Here is a 21,772-nt window from a genome sequence, read left to right as displayed (position 1 = left end):
TAGCCTAACGATTAAGCTAAGGGGCCGGCTTCGCCGGTCCCAGCGAACGGAGTGAGCGCTTTGAGCGCATTGTTAGCGGCCATGCTCACCAAAGCGTCTCCACGTTTACTGCCACTTCTGGTTTGAGAGTAATAACACAAAGCGTTTCCCGGTCAGAGGTGGCCTTGAGGAATAACTGCTCTTTCCCGTTGATGGTCTGAAATATCCACTCAGTAACCATGACTAGCTTGAGTTTTATAAGAGTTCGGTCTGCTTGATGCCACTCAATGAAAAACTCAGCTTCATCTGGTGCAACTGTAGCTATGACGGTGTCTGGGCCTCGCGTTGTAATAAAGCGTGCGCCATAGAGCCAGCCCATTTCATGTATCCATCCAGGCTCGGATTCAAAAAACTCGATAAAGCTGAGGAGTTCCAATTTATTGCTCATGGCTGCTAACGTTTGGTTAAGGGGCCGGCTTTAGCCGGTCTCTCAGTGAGCGAAGCGAACGACTTGAACCAATTGTTATGCATAGTGGTGGTAAAGCGCCGCAATTTTTTCACAAACTGTCGCCCACTCGTTTTTCTTCACGATCCCAGATAGAACAGGCACCAAAGAAGTACAGCCTCGGTAGTAATGAATGCGTTTGTATCTATGAAAAGTTTCAATGCACGAATCATTCACTACAACCAAACCTACACCAACTGCGTCCGATACTGCTTCTCGGACGCTGCTCTCAGGAGAATAGAAATATAGCTTGTCTGCTAGTTTTGGCACCACGGTCTCCACTATTGCTTTAACCAGCGCAGGCTGCTCGGCAGCCTCAGCTAAAAACTCGATATTCTCTTTAGAAATGCGATATTTCATAGTGGTGCATAACGTTGCGTTCACCTGCGGATTGTAAGTAGCGCGTTGCGATAAACTTAGCGCAGCGATATTGCAAAAGCGCTACTTACAATGCGTCAGGTGCAATGCATTGTTATGTGATTTTACATTTTTGAAGAGCCATTGAAAAAGCCTGATTGCTTGCTTGCACAATACTTCCAGTCTTTTCCTCGCATGAAATCCAGTGCGAAATGCCTGATAGAGAAAAGCTCTTTTCAGATTGCAATTGCAGCTCAGTTAGCGCTTGAAATACACGATGTAATATTTCATTGGCATCTCTCAATAATCTGGGATTGGTGACGCCCGCGCCCTGAAATTCATACGACTCTCTAGACATTACCGTTAGTTGATGCCCATAGCTAAGCAAAAGCAAAGCCTTCTGGTGAGCATTTCGCTCATCAAGTTCTATTTGTATTTCTTCATTTTTCATACTTGATTTCACATAACGTTTGGTTAAGGGGCCGGCTTTAGCCGGTCCCGAGTGAGCGAAGCGAACGACTTGAACCATTTGTTAGGCCTTTAGTCTTCTTACCTGCTCAGAATACCAGTTGGAAAATTCTCTAGATGCTCGATAGAAAGAGAACTCTGTGCATCTGTAGGTTCTGACAACTTCTTGCTTGTAGTCGTAGTTGAGTATTTTGATGTGCTCACTTGGTGGCTTTAGAATAAAAGACTTTCCGCCTCGGTCGAACATTTCACCCCAGTTAGTAAGAAAATCAAATTTTGAATATTTTTCAGCATCTCTGATTGTTTCTTCTAATGTTCTGAGGTCGTCGATTTCTATATTTCCATGATGCCCATAAAGCGTGCCATCAAGGAAATTCCAAATTTCTATGTCGCTTAGGCTTTCTAGCTCTTTCGTCCATAGTGCATCTAGTCTTTTAGATGTTTCTTGGAAACTTGCGTGGCAATTGTATAAGCCGCAGTGTGGGTCATCAAAATCGCCGATTTGTGTGCCCGATACCCATATGCATAGCCGGCCCCATGGTTCAGAAGGCGGTTCTAAATGTGGCTCGATCATCGCCTCAATTGCGAAGTCTGACTTGTTGCCGAAGATCATCCGTGGATTGCCTAACTATTAATTAGGCGACATTGCTGTCGCATAAAATACCCGCTGGTGTCTGATAATCTGCCTAGAATTTCGCTAAGCCCTTGATTTTAATTAAGGTCAAAATGAGAAAAGCGACTTGGGCAGAAGGAAAAGCGACACGCAAAGCATCCAGATTTCAGACGATCCAGGGCGTTGTGATGGCTAGACGCTACCCGGAGCCCCTAATACTGTCTAGCTGAGTGTCGAAAAAGTGTCGAAATCAACGGGCGACAGAGTGCCGCAATGGGCAGGAAGGGAGGGGCGAAAGCCCCGATTTTGCTAGCTTTGGGCAGGGAAGGGCAGTAACGGGCAGCGCTTCAAATGGGTTCGATTCCCATCACCCGCTCCAGACAGTCAAGCAAAAGCCCCGTCATCACTGACGGGGCTTTTTCGTTTCTGAGCGTTTGAAAGGTTTGACCGCAAGGGCTCTCGCAGAAATGGATTACGTCAGCTGAACCAACCGAGACCAATTATTCCCCGGAACTTCTGCCCCCCAATGCCACCAGAAATCTATACATCCTTTCCTGGAGGCCCTTGGCGATGGAACAGTGGAACATCTGGCTTGAACGTGAGCTCTGGCTCAACGTGGCGATCGTCGTCGTCGCCACGGCGCTGATCTACAGCGTGCTGCGTGCCGTGGTCAGCACGCTGCACAAGCGGTTGATGGCCTGGTCGAAGGATCAGGATGGTAGTTGGCCGCACTTCATCGCCGTGGTGGTGGGCCGTACCAGCCGCGTGTTGCTGCTGGCCTTTTCCCTGTTGCTCGCGCTGCGCCTGCCGGAGCTGCCTGGCAGCTGGCAGAGCGCGTTGAGTCATACCTGGTTCGTTGCGCTGGCCTTGCAGGTCGCGTTGTGGGTCGATACTGGCGTGCGCTTGTGGTCGCGCAGTCTGGTGATGAAAAAGAGCGGCGCCTACAACCCGGTGATGACCACCATCATCAGCATCATGATCCTGATCGTGGTGTGGTCGGTGATGCTGTTGTCGATCCTGGCCAACCTGGGGGTGGACATCACCGCGCTGGTGGCCAGCCTGGGGGTCGGCGGTATCGCCGTGGCGCTGGCGGTGCAGACGGTGCTCAGCGATGTCTTCGCCTCACTGTCCATCGGCGTCGACAAGCCCTTCGAAATCGGCGATTTCGTGGTGTTCGGCGCGGTAGCCGGCACCATCGAGCATATCGGCCTGAAGACCACACGCATCCGCAGCCTCAGCGGCGAACAGGTGGTGTGCGCCAATGCCGACCTGCTCAAGCAGATCGTGCACAACTACAAGCGCATGAATACCCGCCGCATTGTCTTCAAGTTCGGCATCAGTTACGACACACCGAGCGACAAGGTTCGCCAGGTGTCGGAGCGGGTCGGCGACATCATCCGCGCCACGCCTAAGACCCGCTTCGACCGCGCGCATTTTCTCGGTTTCGACGAAAGCCAGCTGACCTTCGAAGTGGTGTATATCGTGCAGAGTTCGGACTACAACCAGTACATGGACATCCAGCAGGAGATCAATCTGCAACTGCTCGATGCCCTGCGCGACCTGGATGTGCGCTTCGCCCTGCCGCGTCGCGATCTGCGTCTGATGGGCGAGAGCATGCCGACCATCAAGGTCGCCGGCCAGCCGCAGCAGGCCCTGCCAGAGGAAGGCGAGCAGGATCAACATTTGCCGAGGTTTAACTAAGCCCCCTGAAAAGGCCGTCACAACGGATATGCGGGATAGCGGCTCGACCACGGAACAGTGCTGGTCAATCCGGAACCTGCGAATTGCATGGGCTCCCGCCTTGGTGGGAGCGACACCAAATCGTTGGTCTGGAACGCCCTTGAACGCAGGACTTGCGCGCTTCGCGCAACAAAGCCGTAACTGCCAACGGGTATATCTGCACATGACGCAGCGATAGAGTGGGCGTACAGGAGACTATGCCCATGACTTCGCCAAACCTCGAGTTGCAGTACTTCTTCGATCCGCTCTGTGGCTGGTGCTATGCCAGCGCGCCCGCGCTGGCAGGATTGGCCGAGCGTCATGGCAGCGCGCTGCGCATGATGCCGATAGGTCTGTTCATGCATCCTCGCCCCATGGCGACCATTGCCGAGCACGCCTGGCAAAACGACCAGCGCATCACCGCGCTCACCGGCCAACGCTTCAGCGAGGCTTATCGACTTCAGGTGCTGGAAGCAGCCGATGGGGTGTTCGATTCAACGCCGCTGACCCGGGCGCTGACTGCACTGGGGGAGCAGGACGCAGCGTTGGAGCCGCGCTTTTTGCACGCCGCCCAGCTTGCCCGCTATGTCGATGGCGTGGACACCTGCCGCGCAGAAGCCGTCGCGCGGATTGCGGTGGAGGTCGCGCACCGCGCAGGGTTGAATCTGGATACTCATGAGTTCGCCGCTTGCCTGCAAGACGATCATGCTCTAGCCGTAGCCACCGCTCGCCGTGTCGCCCTGGCCCAGCAGGCCATGCGGGCATTACCCGCCGCTGGCGTGCCGCAGTTGCTGGCCCGGATCGATGGCGAGCCCCAGGTGATCGCCGGGCAGCACCTGTATGGTGGCCCGCAACGGCTGCTGGAACATCTGCAGTCACTGCAGCCTGTGAGAGGCGGCCTCCGGTATCCAGCCCGCGATGAATAGTCGCCACGACGGTAGCTGTCCTAGCAGGCATCAGCTACCAGTCAGCCCGACAGGCTCTCCGTAAAATATCCGAAACGCTTAATACTCCCGCCTCCCGACAATGCATTATTAATCAGACGCTTGATTAGTTCTGCTTCGTATCGCTTGTCGTTTTTTTCAGCGAACTCGCCATAAGCGTTTGACATATTTTACGGCTTTGGCAGACTGCTCGCCCGTTGCGGCAATGACCGCGAGCCCGGTTCGGCGCACGCCAGCGGGGTGTCGCTCGCCAGTCGTGACGCGCCATGAAAACAACAATTCTGTCTGTCCAGGCGGCCTAGCGGGCATCGCTGACGCCGGACGACGGGCGAGCCACTGGTATTCATCCAATGCTGATCTGGTTTGTTGCGATCTACCTGCTGTTCACCGTCGGTGTCGGCTTCTATGCATCCACTCGCGTCAAGAACTCCAAGGATTTCGCCGCCGGCGGCAGGAGCATGTCCTTCCCTCTGGTCGCAGCCATGGTGTTCGCCACCTGGTTCGGTTCCGAAGCGCTGCTGGGCATTCCCGCTACCTTCATCGAGGAAGGCTTCGCCGGTATCGTCGAGGACCCGTTCGGCTCCTTCGGCTGCCTGATGCTGGTGGGCCTGATCTTCGCCCGTCCGCTGTATCGCATGAACCTGCTGACCATCGGCGACTTCTTCCGCAAGCGCTTTGGGCCGCACGTGGAGATCTTCACCAGCCTGGTGATCATCGGCTCTTACCTGGGCTGGGTGGCGGCGCAGCTGACTGCGCTGGGCGTGGTGTTCAACGTGCTCTCCGACGGCTCCATCAGCACCACCCAGGGCATGCTGATCGGCACGGCCATCGTGCTGCTCTACACCCTGTTCGGCGGCATGTGGTCGGTGGCGCTGACCGACTTCGTGCAGATGATCATCATCGTCCTCGGCCTGGTGTACCTGACGTGGCTGATCGGCGACATGGCCGGCGGCGCCGACGTGGTGATCAGCCATGCCGCAGCGGAGGGCAAGTTCACCTTCATGCATGCCTTCGAACCACGGGATATCGTCGCCTTCATCGCCGCGGCGGTGACCCTGATGCTCGGCTCCATCCCGCAGCAGGACGTGTATGCCCGGGTGATGTCGGCCAAGACCGAGAACATCGCCGCACGTGCCTCGATGGCTGGCGCTGTGTTCTATCTGTCGTTCTGCATGCTGCCGATCTTCCTCACCTACGCCGCCTCGCTGATCGATCCGGCGATGGTGCAGAAGTGGCTGGCCGAGGACGCCCAGATGATCCTTCCGCACCTGATCATGGAGCGTACGCCGCTGTTCGCTCAGGTGATGTTCTTCGGTGCGCTGCTGTCGGCGATCATGTCCACCGCCTCGGGCACGCTGCTGGCGCCTTCGGTGACCTTCACCGAGAACATCCTGAAGAACTTCGTACCGGCGATGAGCGACCGCCAGTTCCTGCTGGCCATGCGCGTGAGCGTGGTGGCGATGACCATCGCGACTTCGGTATTCGCTCTGCACTCCACGGCGAGCATCTACGAGATGGTCGGCAACGCCTACAAGGTGACGCTGGTGGCCGCCGTAGTGCCGCTGTTCGCCGGCCTGTTCTGGAAGCGTGCGACCACTCAGGGCGCGCTGCTGGCAATCACTATGGGCCTGTCGAGCTGGATTGCCCTGGAGCTGACCTATCAGGAAGGCGATTTCTGGCCGCCGCAGCTGGCCGGTCTGCTGATCAGCCTGGCGGGCATGCTGGTCGGCTCGCTGATGCCGCAGTTCAGCCGCGACCGCGGCGCGAGCGTGCAGGCCATCACCGCCTCGGCCAATGCCTGAAGCCTGGCGCCCTCCTCGCTCGAGGAGGGCGCTTTGCCATCATATAAGTCTTTGAAAAACATAATTTTTCTATCTTCACATCGACAGCGGTGACGGCTACTCTGCCGCCCCATGATTCGATACCTACTACCCCTGCTCTGCTGTTTCACAACCCTTTCCCTGCACGCGGCACCCGCCACTTTCGCCGAGGCCAAGCGCCTGGCCTGGCGGCTGTATGCCAAGCAGTCCACCGAGTTCTATTGCGGCTGCAAGTACAGCGGCAATCGGGTCGATCTGCGCTCCTGCGGCTATACGCCGCGCAAGAACGCGGGTCGCGCCCAGCGCATCGAGTGGGAGCATATCGTCCCGGCCTGGGTGATCGGCCATCAGCGCCAGTGCTGGCAGAAAGGCGGCCGCAAGAACTGCGCGGCCAACGATGCGCAGTTTCGCAAGGCCGAAGCCGACCTGCACAACCTGGTGCCGAGCATCGGCGAGGTGAATGGCGACCGCAGCAACTACAGCTTCGCCTGGCTGCCGCAGAAACCGCATCAGTACGGGCAATGCGAGACGGTGGTGGATTTCAAGGCGCGCAAGGTGATGCCGCGCGCGGCGATCCGCGGAATGATCGCACGCACCTACCTCTATATGTCCGACCGCTACAAGCTGCGCCTGTCGAAGCAGGATCGCCAGCTCTATGAGGCCTGGAGCAAGGCTTACCCGGTCAAACCCTGGGAACAGCAGCGCAACCAGCAGGTGGCTTGCGTGATGGGCTGGGGCAACCCTTATGTAGGCAAGGTGGATATGAGCCGCTGTGTGCGCAAGCGTGCGTAGGTCGCTGGATACGAAGGGTCGCGACTGAAGCCCCTCCCGCAGATGCGGGAGATTTGTGGGAGGGGCTTCAGCCGCGATTAGAACTTCTACCGCTGCCCAAACCGCCCTGATGCTTTTGTCCGGCACATCGTTCAGATGCAATCCGGGACGCTCACAGCATCGCGGCTGAAGCCGCTCCTACGGGGGGCGTTGCAGCGTGGCGGGCTACGCCAGGCGCTGCAACTCCCGGCGCACCATGTTGGCGAACTCCGGCGGGCTGAGCTGGTACAGCTCCTGGGCCACCCAGGGTAACCAGCGCCCCTGCAGCTCGGCCCTGCGCGCCAGCAGGCGCTGGGCCTCGGCTTCGGCGCGTGCCTGGTGCTCGCGGTGGTAGTCGGCGCGGCTCGGTTTTTCTGTGCTCACGGTGTTGCCCTTTTCCTCATGCGCGGCAGAGCAGGCATAATCGCCGCCTGTTCGCCCATTTCGACTGTCATCAATGCGTATCCACGTCAGTTTCATCGACCGCGTCGGCATCACCCAGGAAGTCCTGGCACTGCTCGGCGGGCGCAATCTGAACCTCGATGCGGTGGAGATGGTACCGCCAAACGTCTATATCGATGCACCGACCCTGAGCGCCGCGGTGCTCGAGGAGCTGCGCGGCGCGCTGCTGCAGGTGCACGGTGTGCGGAGCGTGGAGGTGGTGGACATTCTGCCCGGCCAGCGTCGCCGCCTGCAGCTCGACGCCCTGCTGGCGGCCATGCCCGACCCGGTGCTGGCGGTGGACGATCGCGCCACCGTACTGCTGGCCAACCCGGCGCTGGTGGACTTGTGCGGCCGCACGCCCGAAGGCCTGAGCATCGCTGCGCTGTTCGCCGATGACGAGCTGCAGCAATCGCTGCTTGCCGCCGGTTTCCATCAGCCGCTGCGTGAGGTGCATTTCGCCGGCCAGCCGCTGCTGCTCGACGCCCAGCCGATCACCGAAGACGGTCGCCTGACCGGTGGCCTGCTCACCCTTTACGCCCCGAGCCGCATGGGCCAGCGCCTGGCCGCGCTGCATCATGATCATGCCGAGGGCTTCGATTCGCTGCTCGGCGAATCGGCGCCGATTCGCGCGCTCAAGGCCCGCGCCCTGCGCGTGGCGTCGCTGGACGCGCCGCTCTTGATCCACGGCGAAACCGGTACCGGCAAGGAGCTGGTGGCACGCGCCTGTCATACCGTCAGCGTGCGCCGCAATGCGCCCTTCCTGGCCCTGAACTGCGCCGCCCTGCCGGAGAACCTGGCCGAGAGCGAACTGTTCGGCTACGCCCCCGGCGCCTTTACCGGCGCCCAGCGCGGCGGCAAGCCGGGGCTGCTGGAGCTGGCCAACCAGGGCACGGTGTTTCTCGACGAAATCGGCGAAATGTCGCCCTATCTGCAGGCCAAGTTGCTGCGCTTTCTCAGCGACGGCAGCTTCCGCCGCGTCGGTGGCGACCGCGAGGTGAAGGTGGACGTGCGCATCCTCAGCGCCACCCACCGTGATCTGGAAAAGATGGTGGCCGAAGGCAGCTTCCGCGAAGACCTGTTCTACCGCCTCAACGTGCTCAATCTGGAAGTGCCGCCGCTGCGCGAGCGCGGCCAGGACATCCTGCTGCTGGCCCAGCACTTCATGGCCCAGGCCTGCGCGCAGATCCAGCGCCTGCCCTGCCGCCTGGCGCCGACCACCTTCCCGGCACTGCTGGCCGGGCGTTGGCCGGGCAACGTGCGCCAGTTGCAGAACGTGATCTTCCGCGCCGCCGCGATCTGCGACAGCAACTGGGTGGAGATGGACGATCTGGATATTGCCGGCACCGAAGTGGCGCCGAAGGTCGCAGGGGAAGTCGCCAGCCTGGAACAGGCCATGGACGAATACGAGAAGGCGCTGCTGGAAAAGCTCTACGACAGCCACCCCTCCAGCCGCCAGCTGGCCGCACGCCTGGGCACCTCGCACACGGCCATCGCCAAGCGCCTGCGCAAGTACGGGATTCCGGGCAAGCATTAAGGCCAGGCTTAACAAGCGGACCACTCGCCCTTGTAGGGTGGGTTAGGCGCCTGTCGCAAATACTGAGGCCCCCGAAGGTCCCGATGCGCCGTAACCCACCATCGGCGCAACGCGGAAGATCGCCCGGTGGGTTACGCGGCGCACCACGACCGCAGTGCCTGAGAACTCACCTATTGGCGCCGCTAACCCACCCTACGATTCTCGGCGTTGAGTCAGATCGGCGTGGTGCTGGTCGGCACCTTGATCAGCCCACAGGCCACACGCGCCCCGCCGCCGCCCAGCGGCTGCGGATGATCGGCGTGGTTGTCGCCGCCTGCGTGAATCATCAGCGAGCGATTGTGCAGGTCCTGCAGGCTCTTGAGCCGCGGCGCCAGCACCGGCTGGCTGGCCTTGCCGTCCTCGGTCACCAGCAGTGCGGGCAGGTCGCCCATGTGGGCATTGTCTTCCCAGGGGAAGCCATGGCGGCCGGCGTTCTGCGGGTCCCAGTGGCCACCTGCTGCGCCGGCCGGCGTCAGCTTGCCATCCACCTCCGCGGCGTTGCAGTTGGGCTCGGTGTGCACGTGAAAGCCATGCACGCCAGGTTCCAGCCCCTGCAGATCAGGGGTGAATACCAGCCCGTAGGCCGACTGGCTGATGGTCACGGTGCCGATGGACGCGCCGGTACCTTTCTCGGTGGCCTGCTCCAGCGTCACGGTAACCGTCTCGTTGGCCTGCAGACTGGTGGCGCCAAGCAGCGCGAATGCCAGGGGGATCAGGGGTTTCATGTCGATCTATCTCCTTGTCGATGAAGCCTCCCAGTTACCGACCTTCGATCCTCTAAGCGGTTCCAGCCATATGCTGTATCGATATCGATCCACCGTAACGATTCAGCAACAAAGACCTGCAGGCCGCGCCGCGGCTCGTGCGACGCAAACTTTTCCATTTGCGACGCATGGTTTCGTATCGATATCGTTCCAGAGCATTGCTTGCCGTCGCTGAAAATTTATATAAGTATTTGTTTTTATTGAGTTTTTTACCATTGGCACTGGCATTGCAAACGCCCACCCACCTGCCCGCCACCCAAGAAGCGGACATCTTTACCCCTGAGGAGTTGACATGAGCGAGTTGCGTTTCACCGCCGATCACGAATGGCTGCGTCTGGACAACGATGGTCTGGTTACCGTCGGCATCACCCATTACGCCCAGGACGCGCTCGGCGACGTGGTGTACGTACAGCTGCCGGAAGTGAAGGCCTACGCCCAGGGCGAAGAGGTGGCGGTGCTGGAGTCGGTGAAGGCCGCCAGCAACATCGTCATGCCGCTGGATGGCGAGATCGTCGAAATCAACGCCGACCTGGAAGGCAGCCCGGAACTGGTCAACGAGTCGCCGCTGGACAAGGCCTGGTTCTTCCGTATGCGCCTGGCCGACAACGCCGTGCTGGCCGACCTGCTGGACAAGGCCGGCTATGATCGTCTGTTGAACGCCAACGCCGACGCCTGAGTGACCGCCATGACCAAGCTCGATACCCAGAACGAATTCATCGCCCGCCACATCGGCCCGCGCGATGCCGACACCGCCGCCATGCTCGAACTGCTCGGCTATGACTCGGTGGACGCGCTGACCAATGCCGTGATCCCCGAGAGCATCAAGGGCACCAGCATCCTCGGTGAGCAGCCGGGCCTGTCGGAAGCCGACGCCCTGGCCAGGATCAAGGCCATCGCCGCGAAGAACCTGCAGTTCAAGAACTACATCGGCCAGGGTTACTACGGCACCCACACGCCGAGCCCGATCCTGCGCAACCTGCTGGAAAACCCGGCCTGGTACACCGCCTACACCCCGTACCAGCCGGAGATTTCCCAGGGCCGCCTGGAAGCGCTGCTGAACTTCCAGACCCTGATCAGCGACCTCACCGGCATGCAGATCGCCAACGCATCCTTGCTCGACGAAGCCACCGCTGCCGCCGAAGCCATGACCTTCTGCAAGCGTCTGTCGAAGAACAAGGCCGCCAACACCTTCTTCGTTTCCCAGCACTGCCACCCGCAGACCCTCGATGTGCTGCGCACCCGTGCCGAGCCGCTGGGCATCGACATCGAAGTCGGCGACGAAGCCACTATTACCGACGCCAGCGCCTACTTCGGCGCGCTGCTGCAGTACCCGGCGAGCAACGGCGACATCTTCGACTACCGCGCCCTGGTCGAGCGCTTCCACGCCGCCAATGCCCTGGTCGCCGTGGCCGCTGACCTGCTGGCCCTGACCCTGCTCACCCCGCCGGGCGAGTTCGGCGCCGACGTCGCCCTGGGCAGCGCCCAGCGCTTCGGTGTGCCGCTGGGCTTCGGTGGCCCGCACGCTGCGTACTTCGCCACCCGCGACGCGTTCAAGCGCGACATGCCGGGCCGTCTGGTGGGCATGTCGGTGGACCGTTTCGGCAAGCCGGCCCTGCGCCTGGCCATGCAGACCCGCGAGCAGCACATCCGCCGCGAGAAGGCCACCAGTAACATCTGTACCGCCCAGGTACTGCTGGCCAACATCGCCAGCATGTACGCCGTGTACCACGGCCCGAAAGGCCTGACCGCCATCGCGCAGCGCCTGCACAGCTTCACCGCCATCCTCGCCCTGGGCCTGACCAAGCTGGGCCACAGCGTCGAGCAGCAGCACTTCTTCGACACCCTGAGCATCAAGACCGGCGCCAAGACCGCCGAGCTGCATGCCAAGGCCCGTGCCGCCGGCATCAACCTGCGCGAGATCGACGCCGAGCGTCTGGGTCTGTCGCTGGACGAAACCACCGACCAGGCCGCCGTGGAAGCCCTGCTGGCGCTGTTCGCCGGCGATCAGGCCGCCCCGGCCGTCAGCGAGCTGGCCGCACAGGTCGCCAGCCGCCTGCCCCACGGCCTGCTGCGCCAGTCGGCGATCCTGCAGCACGAAGTGTTCAACCGCTACCACAGCGAAACCGAGCTGATGCGCTACCTGCGCAAGCTGGCCGACAAGGACCTGGCCCTGGATCGCAGCATGATCCCGCTGGGCTCCTGCACCATGAAGCTCAACGCCGCCAGCGAGATGATCCCGGTCACCTGGCCGGAATTCGGCAATCTGCACCCCTTCGCTCCGGTCGAGCAGGCCGCGGGTTACACCCAGCTGACCAGCGAACTGGAAGCCATGCTCTGCGCCGCCACCGGCTACGACGCCGTGTCGCTGCAGCCCAACGCCGGTTCCCAGGGCGAGTACGCTGGTCTGCTGGCCATCCGCGCCTACCACCTGAGCCGTGGCGACGATCAGCGCGACATCTGCCTGATCCCGCAATCGGCCCACGGTACCAACCCGGCGACCGCCTCCATGGCCGGTATGCGCGTGGTGGTGACCGCCTGTGATGCGCGCGGCAACGTCGACATCGCCGATCTGAAGGCCAAGGCCGAAGAGCACAAGGATCGCCTGGCTGCGATCATGATCACCTACCCGTCCACCCACGGTGTGTTCGAGGAAGGCATCCGCGAGATCTGCCAGATCATCCACGCCAACGGCGGCCAGGTTTACATCGACGGCGCCAACATGAACGCCATGGTCGGCCTGTGCGCACCGGGTCAGTTCGGCGGCGATGTCTCGCACCTGAACCTGCACAAGACCTTCTGCATCCCGCACGGCGGTGGCGGCCCGGGCGTCGGCCCGATTGGCGTCAAGTCGCACCTGGCGCCGTTCCTGCCGGGCCATGGCCACATGGCACGCAAGGAAGGTGCGGTGAGCGCCGCGCCGTTCGGCAGCGCCAGCATCCTGCCGATCACCTGGATGTACATCACCATGATGGGCGGCAACGGCCTCAAGCGCGCGTCGCAGATGGCCATTCTCAACGCCAACTACATCGCCCGTCGTCTGGAAGAGCACTACCCGGTGCTGTACTCCGGCGAAGGCGGCCTGGTGGCGCACGAGTGCATCCTCGACATCCGTCCGCTCAAGGACAGCAGCGGCATTAGCGTCGACGACGTGGCCAAGCGCCTGATCGACTTCGGCTTCCACGCCCCGACCATGTCCTTCCCGGTGGCCGGCACCCTGATGATCGAGCCGACCGAGAGCGAGTCCAAGGAAGAGCTGGATCGCTTCTGCGACGCCATGATCGCCATCCGCGAGGAAATCCGTGCGGTCGAGCAGGGCCGTCTGGATAAAGACGACAATCCGCTGAAGAACGCCCCGCACACCGCCCTGGAACTGGTCGGCGAGTGGAACCACGCCTACAGCCGCGAGCAGGCCGTGTACCCGCTGGCGAGCCTGATCGAGGCCAAGTACTGGCCGCCGGTTGGCCGCGTCGACAACGTCTACGGCGACCGCAACCTGGTCTGCGCCTGCCCGTCCATCGAGGCGTATCAGGACGCGTAATGCGCTTGCCTCCCCTCTTCCGCTTACGGGAGAGGGGACCGTTCCGTTTCCAGCCGTAGCCCGGAAGCAATCCGGGGAAGCCGTGAAAAGCTCCCGGATTGCATCCGGGCTACCTCAAGCCGTTTCACGAAACGCCCGCCGCTAACAGCGCCGGGCCTTCTGAAGGAATTTCCCGATGACCACTGAAACCCTCGCCAAGACTCCGCTGCACGCCCTGCACATCGAACTCGGCGCGCGCATGGTGCCCTTCGCCGGCTATGACATGCCCGTGCAGTACCCGCTGGGCGTGATGAAGGAACATCTGCACACCCGCGACGCCGCCGGCCTGTTCGACGTGTCGCACATGGGCCAGATTCTGCTGCGTGGCGAAAACGCCGCGCGTGCCCTGGAAAGCCTGGTGCCGGTGGACATCATCGACCTGCCGGTGGGCCTGCAGCGCTACGCCATGTTCACCGATGCCCAGGGCGGCATCCTCGACGACCTGATGGTCGCCAACCTGGGTGACGACACCCTGTATCTGGTGGTCAACGCCGCCTGCAAGGATCAGGACCTGGCCCACCTGAACAAGCACATCGGCGAGCAATGCCAGATCGAGTGCCTGTTCGAGGAGCGCGCCCTGCTCGCCCTGCAGGGCCCGAAAGCGGTCGACGTGCTCGCCCGCCTGGCGCCTGAGGTGAGCAAGATGACCTTCATGCAGGTTGCCCGCGTGCGCCTGCTGGGCGGCGAATGCATCGTCAGCCGCAGCGGTTACACCGGCGAAGACGGCTTCGAGATTTCCGTCGCCGTCGACCAGGCCGAAGCCCTGGCGCGCAGCCTGCTGGCCGAAGCGGAAGTCGAGGCCATCGGCCTGGGCGCGCGCGACTCGCTGCGTCTGGAAGCCGGCCTGTGCCTGTATGGCCACGATATGAGCAGCGCCACCACGCCGATCGAGGCCAGCCTGCTGTGGGCGATCTCCAAGGTACGTCGCGAAGGTGGCGAGCGTGCCGGCAACTTCCCGGGCGCCGAGCGCGTGTTCGAGCAGCAGCAAAAAGGCGTGGCGCGCAAGCGCGTCGGCCTGCTGCCGCAGGAGCGTGTGCCGGTGCGTGAGGGCGCGGAAATCGTCGACGCCGACGGTACCGTGATCGGCCAGGTATGCAGCGGCGGCTTCGGTCCGACCCTCGGCGCACCGGTGGCCATGGGTTACGTCAATGCCAGCCACACCGCCGTCGACAGCGATGTCTGGGCCGTGGTGCGCGGCAAGCGCGTGGCGATGAAAGTGGCCAAGACGCCGTTCGTACCGCAGCGCTACTATCGCGGCTGATCCGCCACGTTGCCCTGCGCTGTAGGAGCCGCGCCTCGCGGCGAATACATCGAAAGACGCAAAAGCTTCGCCTCGGGGCGAGGCTCCTACACTCATTGCGCGCGCTCTGCTCCGTAGCCCGGATGCAATGCTGGGATGCCTGAAAAGCTCCCGGATTGCGCCCGGGCTACGTCGTTTCTACCCCCTGATCCGCTCGTAAGGGACGCGCTCACGCCCGGCGCGCAGCGTCTGCGCCCACCAGTTCAGCTGCACCAGCGTATGTGCCAGCGCCGAGTTGGCATGTCGCGGCTCGCTCAATCGTCCCTGTTCATCGAACTGCTCCCAGGCATTGGTGAAGCTCACCGAGCTACGCACCGTCATGGCATGCAGCTCTGCCAGCACCTGGCGCAACTGCTCCACCGCACGCAGCCCGCCGGATACCCCGCCATAGCTGACGAACCCCACCGGCCGCGCCTCCCAGGAGGCCGGTACCTCATCGATGAACTGCTTGAGCGCCGCCGGATAGCCGTGGTTGTACTCCGGCGTGACGATCAGAAAGGCGTCGGCACGCAGCAGATTCTGCAACGACTGATGGCGCTGCACGGCGATCGCCGGGTCCTCACCCGACTGGCGGAACATCACCGCGGGATCGACCAGGCTCAGCTCGAATTCGCTGCGCTGTTCAATCTGCTCACGCGCCCAGGCCACCACCTGGTCGCAGAAGCGCTCTTCGCGCACGCTGCCGTAAATCAGTACCAGTCGAATGCGGTCCTGCATGGAAATGCCCTCGGGGTTGTCTATCAAGGCCTGCGAGGGTAAAACCTCAACTTAACTTGAGGTCAACAGGAATTTGCATGGACACGCACCGTCCCTTCCACAAGCGCCCACTTAGCGTCGGCCAGGTCGCCGAGCGCAGTGGCGTGGCGGTTTCCACACTGCACTTTTACGAAGCCAAGGGGCTGATTCAGAGCCAGCGCAATGCCGGCAATCAACGGCGCTATCGGCGTGATGTACTGCGCCGCGTGGCGATCATCAAAGTGGCGCAGCGACTGGGCATTCCGCTGGCAGATATCGGTGCGGCGCTCGCCACCCTCCCCTGCGATCACATCCCCACGGCAGCGGACTGGCAGCAACTATCGGAGCAGTGGCAACGCGATCTGGATGCCCGCATCGAGCAGATGACGCGACTGCGTGACCAGCTCACCGGCTGCATCGGTTGCGGTTGCCTGTCGATGCAGAACTGCCCATTACGCAACCCCAAGGACGAACTCAGCGAACAGGGCGTCGGGGCACGTCTGCTGGAGACGGATTAATCCTCCAGGCAGTTGCGCCGACTGCTGAACGACTCGCGCCGAATGTCGCGCACATCCAGGGAGATCGCCGGCACCTGCGGCAGGCGTTGCGCCAGGGCATGCACGACGTAGCGACAGCGCCCGTATCGCCATCGCTGCGCCCAGTACATAAAAGATCAGGCCCGAACAACCCTGACTCACCACCGAGACAGTGATGTAGCCCTTGCTACGCGCCCCTGCCGTCATACGTCATCACACAACAACCGCGCGACTTGCAGCCCTGTCTAAAGCGATCACGTCGCGCCATAACCGCTCACTTCCCCGGTTACAACCAAGCGTCATCTGTTTTTGCCACTCAGACTTTCGTCTAGTCACACGTTGACAAGCGATAAAAATGCTGTCGATAATCCGATCAGTTGTATGACGACATATGACAACGATAACAACAAGAATAAGGGCCAGAACATGACTACCCTCGCCTCTCCCTCAGCACAGCAGCGCCTCGCCTGCCCGGCCTTCATCGCCACCGCACGCCATAGACCCGGATTCGCCGGAGGCTGACGCCAGCCCTCCAGCAATGACCGGCCACCTTCGGCCGGCCGCTCGCCCTCGACAGGGCAAACACACATTCCCTTCATGCAGGCCCTGAGCAGGCCAGCAGGGGATGGTTCGTTCAAAAACTGGGAGCACAACAACAATGACCGCACGCAACATCATCCCATTGGCCCTGCTCGGCAGCACGGCTCTGGCCCTGGTTATGCCGACTGCCACGCACGCTGCCGGCTTCGTCGAAGACGCCAAAGTCACCCTCGGCTTGCGCAACTACTACTTCAATCGCAATTACCTCAATGGTACCGATCCCCTTATCCGCGGTGAGCGCCAGGGCCAGGCCGAAGGCTGGACCCAGAGCTTCATCCTCGATGCACGCTCCGGCTACACCCAGGGCACCGTTGGCTTCGGCCTCGACGTACTCGGCCTGTACAGCATCAAGCTGGATGGCAACCGTGGCGCCGCCAACACCCAACTGATGCCGATTCACGATGACGGTGAAGCAGCCGATCAATACGGCCGTACTGCCGTGGCCGCCAAGGCGAAAATCTCCAAGACCGAACTGAAAGTCGGTGAGTGGTTCGCCGTGCTGCCGATCCTGCGTGCTGACGACGGTCGCTCGCTGCCGCAAACCTTCCAGGGTGCACAGATCACTTCCAACGAAATCGACGGCCTGACCCTGTACGGTGGTCAGTTCTGGAAGAACAGCCAGCGTCACGATGCCAGCCGTGAAGACATGTCGTTCAGCGGTGTTGAGGGTGATGATTTCAACTTCGGCGGTGGTGAGTACCGCTTCAACGGCAACAGCACCATGGTCGGCGTCTGGCACGCGCGCCTGGAAGATGTGTACAAGCAGAGCTTCGTGCAGCTGACCCACAGCCAACCGGTCGGTGACTGGGTACTGGGCGCCAACCTGGGCTACTTCAACGGCAAGGACGAAGGCGCGGCCAAAGCCGGCGATCTGGACAACAAGGTGTATCAGGGCGCGCTGTCGGCCAAGAGAGGCAACAATACCTTTCAGGTCACCTACCAGCGCCTGAGCGGTGATACCAAGTTCCTGCGTATCGATGGCGCCAGTGGTGGCATGCTGGTCAACGACGGCTTCCTGTCGGCCTTCGACAACCCCGAGGAACGCTCCTGGCAGCTACGTCATGACTACAACTTCGCAGGCCTCGGCATCCCGGGCCTGACCCTGATGAACCGCTATACCAGCGGCTCCAATATCCATGCCGGCGGTCGCACCGACGCCGAAGAGTGGAGCCGGGAGACCGAGCTGGCGTACACCATTCAGGAAGGCACCCTGAAGAACCTCAACGTGCGCTGGCGTAACTCCGACGTCCGCCGCGACGTTGGCCAGGATCTGCATGAGAACCGCCTGATCATCAACTATCCGCTTTCGATTCTGTAATACCGGACGTTTCACTACGTCCAATTGACTCCTGTGTGTTAACGGCACTTTATGCCCGTCTTCGTGACGGGCTTTTTTTGTTTATCAGTTTGGCCGCCAGCCGAGACTGTACGCAGAGCGGCCGAGCCTGGACAGGCCGTTTCAGCGCAAGCGCCCGACCATCTGCGCCAGCACCGTCAGAACCTCCCGCCCCAGCTTCTGCGAACGCGCGCCATTCCAGCCGGTGCGCGGCTGCGGGTTGTCGTCGTGATCCTTGAACGGCATCTCGATAGTGAACGACAAACAATCGAAGGCCTCGCCCACCGCGTTGCAGGCCAGGGTCAGGTTGGCCTGGCCCGGCTCGTCGCGCGGGTAGCCGAAACGGGTCTGAAACTCAGCGCCGATGCCGACCAGGCGGCTGCGGAAGTCCTCCTCCAGCGCAGCCAGGCGCGGGGTGTAGCCGGGGTTGCCTTCGCAGCCGGCGGTGAACACGTGAGGAATTTCCTCGTCGCCGTGGATATCGAGGAACAGATCGACGCCGATGCGCTGCATATGCTGCAGCACGAACAGCACTTCCGGGCTGCGCTCGGAGCTGGCCGACTGCCAGGCGCGATTGAGGTCCTGTCCGGCGTAATTGGTGCGCAGGTGACCGCGATAGGCGCCATCCGGGTTCATGTTCGGCACCAGGTAGAATTCGGCCTCGGCCAGCAGCCCCTGGACCTCGGCGTCATGTGGGTCCTGCAAGCGTTCGATCAGCCCCTCCATGAACCACTCGGCCATGTGCTCGCCGGGGTGCTGCTGGGCGATGATCCATAGCTTGCGCGCGGCGCCTGCCTGGCCGCCGATGCGCAGCAGCTGGATATCGCGCCCTTCCAGGCTTCTGCCGCTGGCCACCAGCTCGGCACCGCGCTCCAGCGCCTTGGCGATCAAGCCTTCATGCCGCGCTCGCGGGTAAGGTTCGAAGTAGGCAAAGCGCACGCTCGCGTGCTCGGCCTGCAGCTCGAATCGCAGCTGACCGTCTTCGAAACGGGTCGGCACGCGAAACCAGTCCTGCTGGTCGTAACTGGCCAACGCCTGGTAGCCGTCCCAGGCGCGGTTATAAGCCGACTGCCCGGCATTGGTCAGGCTGAAGCCATAACGCTGGCCAGGCTGCAGGCCATCGACCTGAAAGTGAAACCACTGGAAATGATGGCTGTTGAGGTCCGGCCGCATGGCCAGCAGCACACGCTGCGGGTCACTGGCGTCGATGACCTGGATATTGCCGCTGTCGAAATCCGCACTGATCTTCATGGCTGCCTCGTGAGCGAAGTCGGCGCTCAGGATTGCAGTTCATGGCGCGGGTGTGAAGTCGTCACTGCACAGATGCACTTGAGCGAACTAAGGTGTGCGAGGCAGGCCTAACAGCGACTTGCCTCGTTTTCTCGCTCAGGGAGCCACCGTCATGCCCAGTCCATTCAACCGATTGCACACCGCCACCGCCCTGCTCGCCTTCATGCTATTGGCAGGCTGCGCCGGACGTGAGCCTGATGCCGCCAAGCCTGACGAGCAGCCGCAGGCAGAACAGCCCATCACTCAGACCGAGCAGGATCAGCTGCGCCAGCAGGCCCAGCGCGGCGATCTGGACAGCCAGTTCCAGCTCGGCAGCAGCTACTTCGTCGGCCAGCCGGAGAAGAATCTCAAGCAGGCCGAGTACTGGTGGAAGCAGGCCGCCGACAAGGGCCACGCCATGGCCGCGGTGAGCCTGGCTTACCTCTATACCGGGCGTGATGCGCCGGAGTTCGCCAACCAGCAGGGCATGCTCAAGTACCTCAACCAGTCGGCCGCTGCAGGCAACCCCATGGCTCAGCATGTGCTGGGCAATCTCTACCGTCGCGGCGAGGGCGGTGTTTCGCGTGACCCGGACCAGGCCCAGCGCCTGTACCAGAGCGCCTGCCAGCAGAATTACGAGCCGTCCTGCATGGCGCTGGGTCGTCAGTAGGTCGAACGGTCAAGGTTGAAGGTCAAACAGCGCCTTGCCGCTTTCCATGTCGCAGGGCGCCGAGAAATGCTCGTGGAAGATGAGCCAGCGGCCGCCCTGGCGGCGCAGGCACTGGGTGACGCGCATCCAGCAGGTTTCCAGCTCGCCCTTGTCATTGCTGCCGCCGCAGTGCAGCAGGTAGTGGGTCACGCCCAGATCACCGCTGGCGTTGAACGTCGGCTCATGCGGCTCGAACATCCCCGGGCCGCTGCACATCTCCATGCAGGCCTGCCAATGCGCCTGGTACGCCGGGCGTCCCTGAAAGCGCAAGGGACCTACGGCGTCATAGGACACCAGGTCCTCGACGTAGTGACTCATGATGCGCGCCACGTCCTTGCTGCGGCAGGCTTCGGTCCAGCTGTTCAGTGCGTCTTGCAGTTCGTGCTGACTCATGGGGGTTCTCCTTAGCTAAGTTCAGGCCTTGTGGCCGCAGCAGTCGTGGGTGGGCGCAGCGTGCTCGTATTCGTCATGCAGGCGCGTCCAGTTGCGCCCCTTGCCGTCCAGGTCGGGCATGCCGTCCCAGCCTTCGCCACGGCCGAAGGGCGTGAAATCGAGGAAATGAAAACTGCTCATCAAGATCTCCACGCCTCGACCATAGGTTGAGTAGGTGTGATAGATGCGCCCGCCCTCACGCAGGAACACGCTCACGCCGGGCTGCTCGCCCTGGATGTGATAGGTCAGGCCCAGGCGCTGCAGCTCGTCCTTGTCGCGGTAGTTGTACTCGACCGGCGCGACCTGCTCGTCGGTGGTGGCGTGGTAGTCGTAGTTGAAGCGGCTGCCGTAGGAGCTGTACCAGGGCAGGGTCCAGCCCATGCGCCGCTTGAACGCTTCGAGGTCGGCCAACGGCGCGCGCGAGACCAGCACCAGGTTGGTGTCACGGGCATGCAGATGGGCCTGATGGCCGATGTTGTCCACCAGGCAGGAACAGCCATCGCAGCCCTCACCGCGATCCATGTGGTACATGAAGTGGTAGACGATCAACTGGCTGCGCCCGTGGAATAGCGCTTGCAGACCGACTTCGCCCTGCGGGCCATCGAAGCGGTAATCCTCTTCCACCAGCACCATGGGCAGGGCACGGCGGGCGCGGTTCAGCGCATCGCGCTGACGGGTCAGCGCCTTTTCCTGTTCGAGCAGGGCCTTGCGTGCGGCAAGCCATTGCTCACGTGTGGCAACCTCGGGGATATAGCGACGGTCCATGACGATTCTCCTGAAACAGGGCGATGACGGTTCAGTGCTGAGCGGCCGGGTCGATATCCAGTTGACGAACCGGACGCACCTCCACGCAGCCAACCCGGGCGCCTGGTATGTGACCGGCAAGTTGAATCGCTTCGTTGAGGTCACGCGCCTCGATCAGGTAGAAGCCTGCCAGTTGCTCCTTGGTCTCGGCGAAGGGGCCGTCGGTGATCGCCAGCTTGCCGCCGCGCATGCGCACGGTGGTGGCGGTCTGCACCGACTGCAGCGCCTCGGCAGCGAGCATGCGCCCGCTCTCCTGCACACGCTGGGCGTAGGCGAAGCATTCGCTGTCATGCGGGCTGTCGGGGGAGCTGTGCAGCTCCTGTTCGTTGGCGTAGACGAGGCAGAGGTATTTCATGGCGCGCTCCAGTTCCTGTGCAGTGGGTACTGGATAGTCGAATGCGGCGGGGGGCTTTCGACATCGGCGGGAAAAATATCGATCAAGCCGACGAATGGTAAGGTGCGCCCTGCCCATCGAAGT

23 protein-coding genes are annotated in these 21,772 nt (G+C 61.8%); 11 read left to right on the top strand and 12 right to left on the bottom strand.

Annotated elements, in window-relative coordinates:
• Nucleotides 1–85: 85 nt before the first annotated feature.
• From DXK50_RS14640 to DXK50_RS14625, 4 genes are all read right to left on the bottom strand, one after another.
• Entirely contained in the window at nt 86–427 is a 342-nt protein-coding gene (locus DXK50_RS14640) for a hypothetical protein (RefSeq protein WP_212630801.1), read from the bottom strand.
• Between the two features lie 75 nt (nt 428–502).
• Nucleotides 503–844: a hypothetical protein gene (locus tag DXK50_RS14635; protein WP_212630800.1), complete on the bottom strand. Its 342-nt coding sequence runs from the start codon at nt 842–844 to the stop codon at nt 503–505.
• A 112-nt stretch (nt 845–956) separates the two neighbouring features.
• A complete protein-coding gene (locus tag DXK50_RS14630) occupies nt 957–1,370 on the bottom strand; it encodes a hypothetical protein (RefSeq protein ID WP_212630799.1) in 414 nt (137 codons plus the stop codon).
• 3 nt (nt 1,371–1,373) lie between these two features.
• Complete coding sequence (locus tag DXK50_RS14625; RefSeq protein WP_212630798.1) at nt 1,374–1,922, bottom strand: Imm42 family immunity protein; 549 nt, start codon at nt 1,920–1,922, stop codon at nt 1,374–1,376.
• A 570-nt stretch (nt 1,923–2,492) separates the two neighbouring features.
• On the opposite strand from DXK50_RS14625, the gene DXK50_RS14620 reads away from it, so the two are divergent.
• From DXK50_RS14620 to DXK50_RS14605, 4 genes are all read left to right on the top strand, one after another.
• Nucleotides 2,493–3,623 carry a mechanosensitive ion channel family protein gene (locus tag DXK50_RS14620; protein WP_161864468.1) on the top strand — a complete coding sequence of 377 codons (1,131 nt, stop codon included), beginning with the start codon at nt 2,493–2,495 and terminating at the stop codon, nt 3,621–3,623.
• Between the two features lie 242 nt (nt 3,624–3,865).
• Nucleotides 3,866–4,567, top strand: a complete 702-nt coding sequence (locus DXK50_RS14615) for a DsbA family protein (RefSeq protein ID WP_212630797.1) — start codon at nt 3,866–3,868, stop codon at nt 4,565–4,567.
• 368 nt (nt 4,568–4,935) lie between these two features.
• The gene (locus tag DXK50_RS14610) at nt 4,936–6,387 is read left to right on the top strand and encodes a high affinity choline transporter 1 (protein WP_212630796.1); all 1,452 of its coding nucleotides are present in this window, start codon (nt 4,936–4,938) and stop codon (nt 6,385–6,387) included.
• A gap of 111 nt (nt 6,388–6,498) precedes the next feature.
• Nucleotides 6,499–7,197, top strand: a complete 699-nt coding sequence (locus tag DXK50_RS14605; RefSeq protein WP_212630795.1) for an endonuclease — start codon at nt 6,499–6,501, stop codon at nt 7,195–7,197.
• A gap of 204 nt (nt 7,198–7,401) precedes the next feature.
• Here the strand turns inward: DXK50_RS14605 and DXK50_RS14600 are convergent, their stop codons facing one another.
• Entirely contained in the window at nt 7,402–7,599 is a 198-nt protein-coding gene (locus DXK50_RS14600) for a hypothetical protein (RefSeq protein WP_024307325.1), read from the bottom strand.
• Between the two features lie 73 nt (nt 7,600–7,672).
• Here DXK50_RS14600 and DXK50_RS14595 point away from each other — a divergent pair, with 73 nt between their 5' ends.
• Nucleotides 7,673–9,193, top strand: a complete 1,521-nt coding sequence (locus DXK50_RS14595) for a sigma-54-dependent transcriptional regulator (protein ID WP_212630794.1) — start codon at nt 7,673–7,675, stop codon at nt 9,191–9,193.
• Between the two features lie 212 nt (nt 9,194–9,405).
• Here DXK50_RS14595 and sodC read toward each other — a convergent pair whose 3' ends face one another.
• Nucleotides 9,406–9,957, bottom strand: coding sequence for a superoxide dismutase family protein (gene sodC, locus DXK50_RS14590; RefSeq protein WP_212630793.1), 552 nt, complete (start codon nt 9,955–9,957; stop codon nt 9,406–9,408).
• A gap of 331 nt (nt 9,958–10,288) precedes the next feature.
• On the opposite strand from sodC, the gene gcvH reads away from it, so the two are divergent.
• The 3 genes from gcvH to gcvT all read left to right on the top strand — a co-directional run bounded on the left by gcvH (nt 10,289) and on the right by gcvT (nt 14,834).
• Entirely contained in the window at nt 10,289–10,672 is a 384-nt protein-coding gene (gene gcvH / locus DXK50_RS14585; RefSeq protein WP_003245719.1) for a glycine cleavage system protein GcvH, read from the top strand.
• A gap of 9 nt (nt 10,673–10,681) precedes the next feature.
• On the top strand, nt 10,682–13,534 hold the full coding sequence (gene gcvP, locus DXK50_RS14580) for an aminomethyl-transferring glycine dehydrogenase (RefSeq protein ID WP_212630792.1): 2,853 nt from the start codon (nt 10,682–10,684) through the stop codon (nt 13,532–13,534).
• A 175-nt stretch (nt 13,535–13,709) separates the two neighbouring features.
• A complete protein-coding gene (gene gcvT / locus DXK50_RS14575) occupies nt 13,710–14,834 on the top strand; it encodes a glycine cleavage system aminomethyltransferase GcvT (protein ID WP_212630791.1) in 1,125 nt (374 codons plus the stop codon).
• A gap of 177 nt (nt 14,835–15,011) precedes the next feature.
• Here gcvT and DXK50_RS14570 read toward each other — a convergent pair whose 3' ends face one another.
• Nucleotides 15,012–15,590 carry an NADPH-dependent FMN reductase gene (locus tag DXK50_RS14570; RefSeq protein ID WP_161864478.1) on the bottom strand — a complete coding sequence of 193 codons (579 nt, stop codon included), beginning with the start codon at nt 15,588–15,590 and terminating at the stop codon, nt 15,012–15,014.
• Nucleotides 15,591–15,667: 77 nt separating this feature from the next.
• Here DXK50_RS14570 and soxR point away from each other — a divergent pair, with 77 nt between their 5' ends.
• Nucleotides 15,668–16,126 (top strand): redox-sensitive transcriptional activator SoxR, encoded by a 459-nt coding sequence (gene soxR / locus DXK50_RS14565; protein WP_212630790.1) that lies wholly within the window; start codon nt 15,668–15,670, stop codon nt 16,124–16,126.
• Here the strand turns inward: soxR and DXK50_RS14560 are convergent.
• Nucleotides 16,123–16,275, bottom strand: coding sequence for a hypothetical protein (locus DXK50_RS14560; RefSeq protein ID WP_212630789.1), 153 nt, complete (start codon nt 16,273–16,275; stop codon nt 16,123–16,125). The two genes, soxR and DXK50_RS14560, sit on opposite strands and share 4 nt — an antisense overlap.
• A gap of 527 nt (nt 16,276–16,802) precedes the next feature.
• On the opposite strand from DXK50_RS14560, the gene DXK50_RS14555 reads away from it, so the two are divergent.
• Complete coding sequence (locus DXK50_RS14555) at nt 16,803–18,062, top strand: OprD family porin (RefSeq protein ID WP_161864480.1); 1,260 nt, start codon at nt 16,803–16,805, stop codon at nt 18,060–18,062.
• A 141-nt stretch (nt 18,063–18,203) separates the two neighbouring features.
• Here DXK50_RS14555 and DXK50_RS14550 read toward each other — a convergent pair whose 3' ends face one another.
• Nucleotides 18,204–19,331 (bottom strand): M14 family metallopeptidase, encoded by a 1,128-nt coding sequence (locus tag DXK50_RS14550; protein WP_212630788.1) that lies wholly within the window; start codon nt 19,329–19,331, stop codon nt 18,204–18,206.
• Nucleotides 19,332–19,482: 151 nt separating this feature from the next.
• Between DXK50_RS14550 and DXK50_RS14545 the strand changes: the two genes are divergently transcribed.
• Entirely contained in the window at nt 19,483–20,019 is a 537-nt protein-coding gene (locus tag DXK50_RS14545; protein ID WP_161864482.1) for a tetratricopeptide repeat protein, read from the top strand.
• 9 nt (nt 20,020–20,028) lie between these two features.
• On the opposite strand, the gene DXK50_RS14540 is transcribed toward DXK50_RS14545, so the two are convergent.
• From DXK50_RS14540 to DXK50_RS14530, 3 genes are read right to left on the bottom strand one after another with little or no spacing between them, the layout of a single operon-like run.
• On the bottom strand, nt 20,029–20,451 hold the full coding sequence (locus DXK50_RS14540; protein WP_161864483.1) for a YybH family protein: 423 nt from the start codon (nt 20,449–20,451) through the stop codon (nt 20,029–20,031).
• Between the two features lie 21 nt (nt 20,452–20,472).
• Nucleotides 20,473–21,255 (bottom strand): DUF899 domain-containing protein, encoded by a 783-nt coding sequence (locus DXK50_RS14535; RefSeq protein ID WP_161864484.1) that lies wholly within the window; start codon nt 21,253–21,255, stop codon nt 20,473–20,475.
• Between the two features lie 31 nt (nt 21,256–21,286).
• The gene (locus tag DXK50_RS14530) at nt 21,287–21,649 is read right to left on the bottom strand and encodes a YciI family protein (protein WP_212630787.1); all 363 of its coding nucleotides are present in this window, start codon (nt 21,647–21,649) and stop codon (nt 21,287–21,289) included.
• Nucleotides 21,650–21,772 lie beyond the last annotated feature (123 nt).

The sequence above is a fragment of the Pseudomonas sp. KB-10 genome (genome assembly GCF_018221585.1).
GTDB lineage: Bacteria > Pseudomonadota > Gammaproteobacteria > Pseudomonadales > Pseudomonadaceae > Aquipseudomonas > Aquipseudomonas yangonensis.
The sequence above is the reverse complement of the archived record's forward strand: the minus strand, read 5'-3'. Positions and strand labels throughout refer to the sequence as shown.

What these genes read in the sequence shown, in the direction of transcription:
- DXK50_RS14630 (WP_212630799.1), bottom strand. Translation starts at nt 1,370, where the DNA reads ATGGTTCAAGTCGTTCGCTTCGCTCACTCGGGACCGGCTAAAGCCGGC.
- DXK50_RS14610 (WP_212630796.1), top strand. Translation starts at nt 4,936, where the DNA reads ATGCTGATCTGGTTTGTTGCGATCTACCTGCTGTTCACCGTCGGTGTC.
- DXK50_RS14560 (WP_212630789.1), bottom strand. Translation starts at nt 16,275, where the DNA reads ATGTACTGGGCGCAGCGATGGCGATACGGGCGCTGTCGCTACGTCGTG.
- DXK50_RS14550 (WP_212630788.1), bottom strand. Translation starts at nt 19,331, where the DNA reads ATGAAGATCAGTGCGGATTTCGACAGCGGCAATATCCAGGTCATCGAC.
- soxR (WP_212630790.1), top strand. Translation starts at nt 15,668, where the DNA reads ATGGACACGCACCGTCCCTTCCACAAGCGCCCACTTAGCGTCGGCCAG.
- DXK50_RS14540 (WP_161864483.1), bottom strand. Translation starts at nt 20,451, where the DNA reads ATGAGTCAGCACGAACTGCAAGACGCACTGAACAGCTGGACCGAAGCC.
- DXK50_RS14625 (WP_212630798.1), bottom strand. Translation starts at nt 1,922, where the DNA reads ATGATCTTCGGCAACAAGTCAGACTTCGCAATTGAGGCGATGATCGAG.
- DXK50_RS14535 (WP_161864484.1), bottom strand. Translation starts at nt 21,255, where the DNA reads ATGGACCGTCGCTATATCCCCGAGGTTGCCACACGTGAGCAATGGCTT.
- DXK50_RS14570 (WP_161864478.1), bottom strand. Translation starts at nt 15,590, where the DNA reads ATGCAGGACCGCATTCGACTGGTACTGATTTACGGCAGCGTGCGCGAA.
- DXK50_RS14635 (WP_212630800.1), bottom strand. Translation starts at nt 844, where the DNA reads ATGAAATATCGCATTTCTAAAGAGAATATCGAGTTTTTAGCTGAGGCT.
- DXK50_RS14555 (WP_161864480.1), top strand. Translation starts at nt 16,803, where the DNA reads ATGACCGCACGCAACATCATCCCATTGGCCCTGCTCGGCAGCACGGCT.
- DXK50_RS14640 (WP_212630801.1), bottom strand. Translation starts at nt 427, where the DNA reads ATGAGCAATAAATTGGAACTCCTCAGCTTTATCGAGTTTTTTGAATCC.
- DXK50_RS14620 (WP_161864468.1), top strand. Translation starts at nt 2,493, where the DNA reads ATGGAACAGTGGAACATCTGGCTTGAACGTGAGCTCTGGCTCAACGTG.
- DXK50_RS14530 (WP_212630787.1), bottom strand. Translation starts at nt 21,649, where the DNA reads ATGAAATACCTCTGCCTCGTCTACGCCAACGAACAGGAGCTGCACAGC.
- DXK50_RS14595 (WP_212630794.1), top strand. Translation starts at nt 7,673, where the DNA reads ATGCGTATCCACGTCAGTTTCATCGACCGCGTCGGCATCACCCAGGAA.
- DXK50_RS14615 (WP_212630797.1), top strand. Translation starts at nt 3,866, where the DNA reads ATGACTTCGCCAAACCTCGAGTTGCAGTACTTCTTCGATCCGCTCTGT.
- sodC (WP_212630793.1), bottom strand. Translation starts at nt 9,957, where the DNA reads ATGAAACCCCTGATCCCCCTGGCATTCGCGCTGCTTGGCGCCACCAGT.
- gcvH (WP_003245719.1), top strand. Translation starts at nt 10,289, where the DNA reads ATGAGCGAGTTGCGTTTCACCGCCGATCACGAATGGCTGCGTCTGGAC.
- gcvT (WP_212630791.1), top strand. Translation starts at nt 13,710, where the DNA reads ATGACCACTGAAACCCTCGCCAAGACTCCGCTGCACGCCCTGCACATC.
- DXK50_RS14605 (WP_212630795.1), top strand. Translation starts at nt 6,499, where the DNA reads ATGATTCGATACCTACTACCCCTGCTCTGCTGTTTCACAACCCTTTCC.
- gcvP (WP_212630792.1), top strand. Translation starts at nt 10,682, where the DNA reads ATGACCAAGCTCGATACCCAGAACGAATTCATCGCCCGCCACATCGGC.
- DXK50_RS14545 (WP_161864482.1), top strand. Translation starts at nt 19,483, where the DNA reads ATGCCCAGTCCATTCAACCGATTGCACACCGCCACCGCCCTGCTCGCC.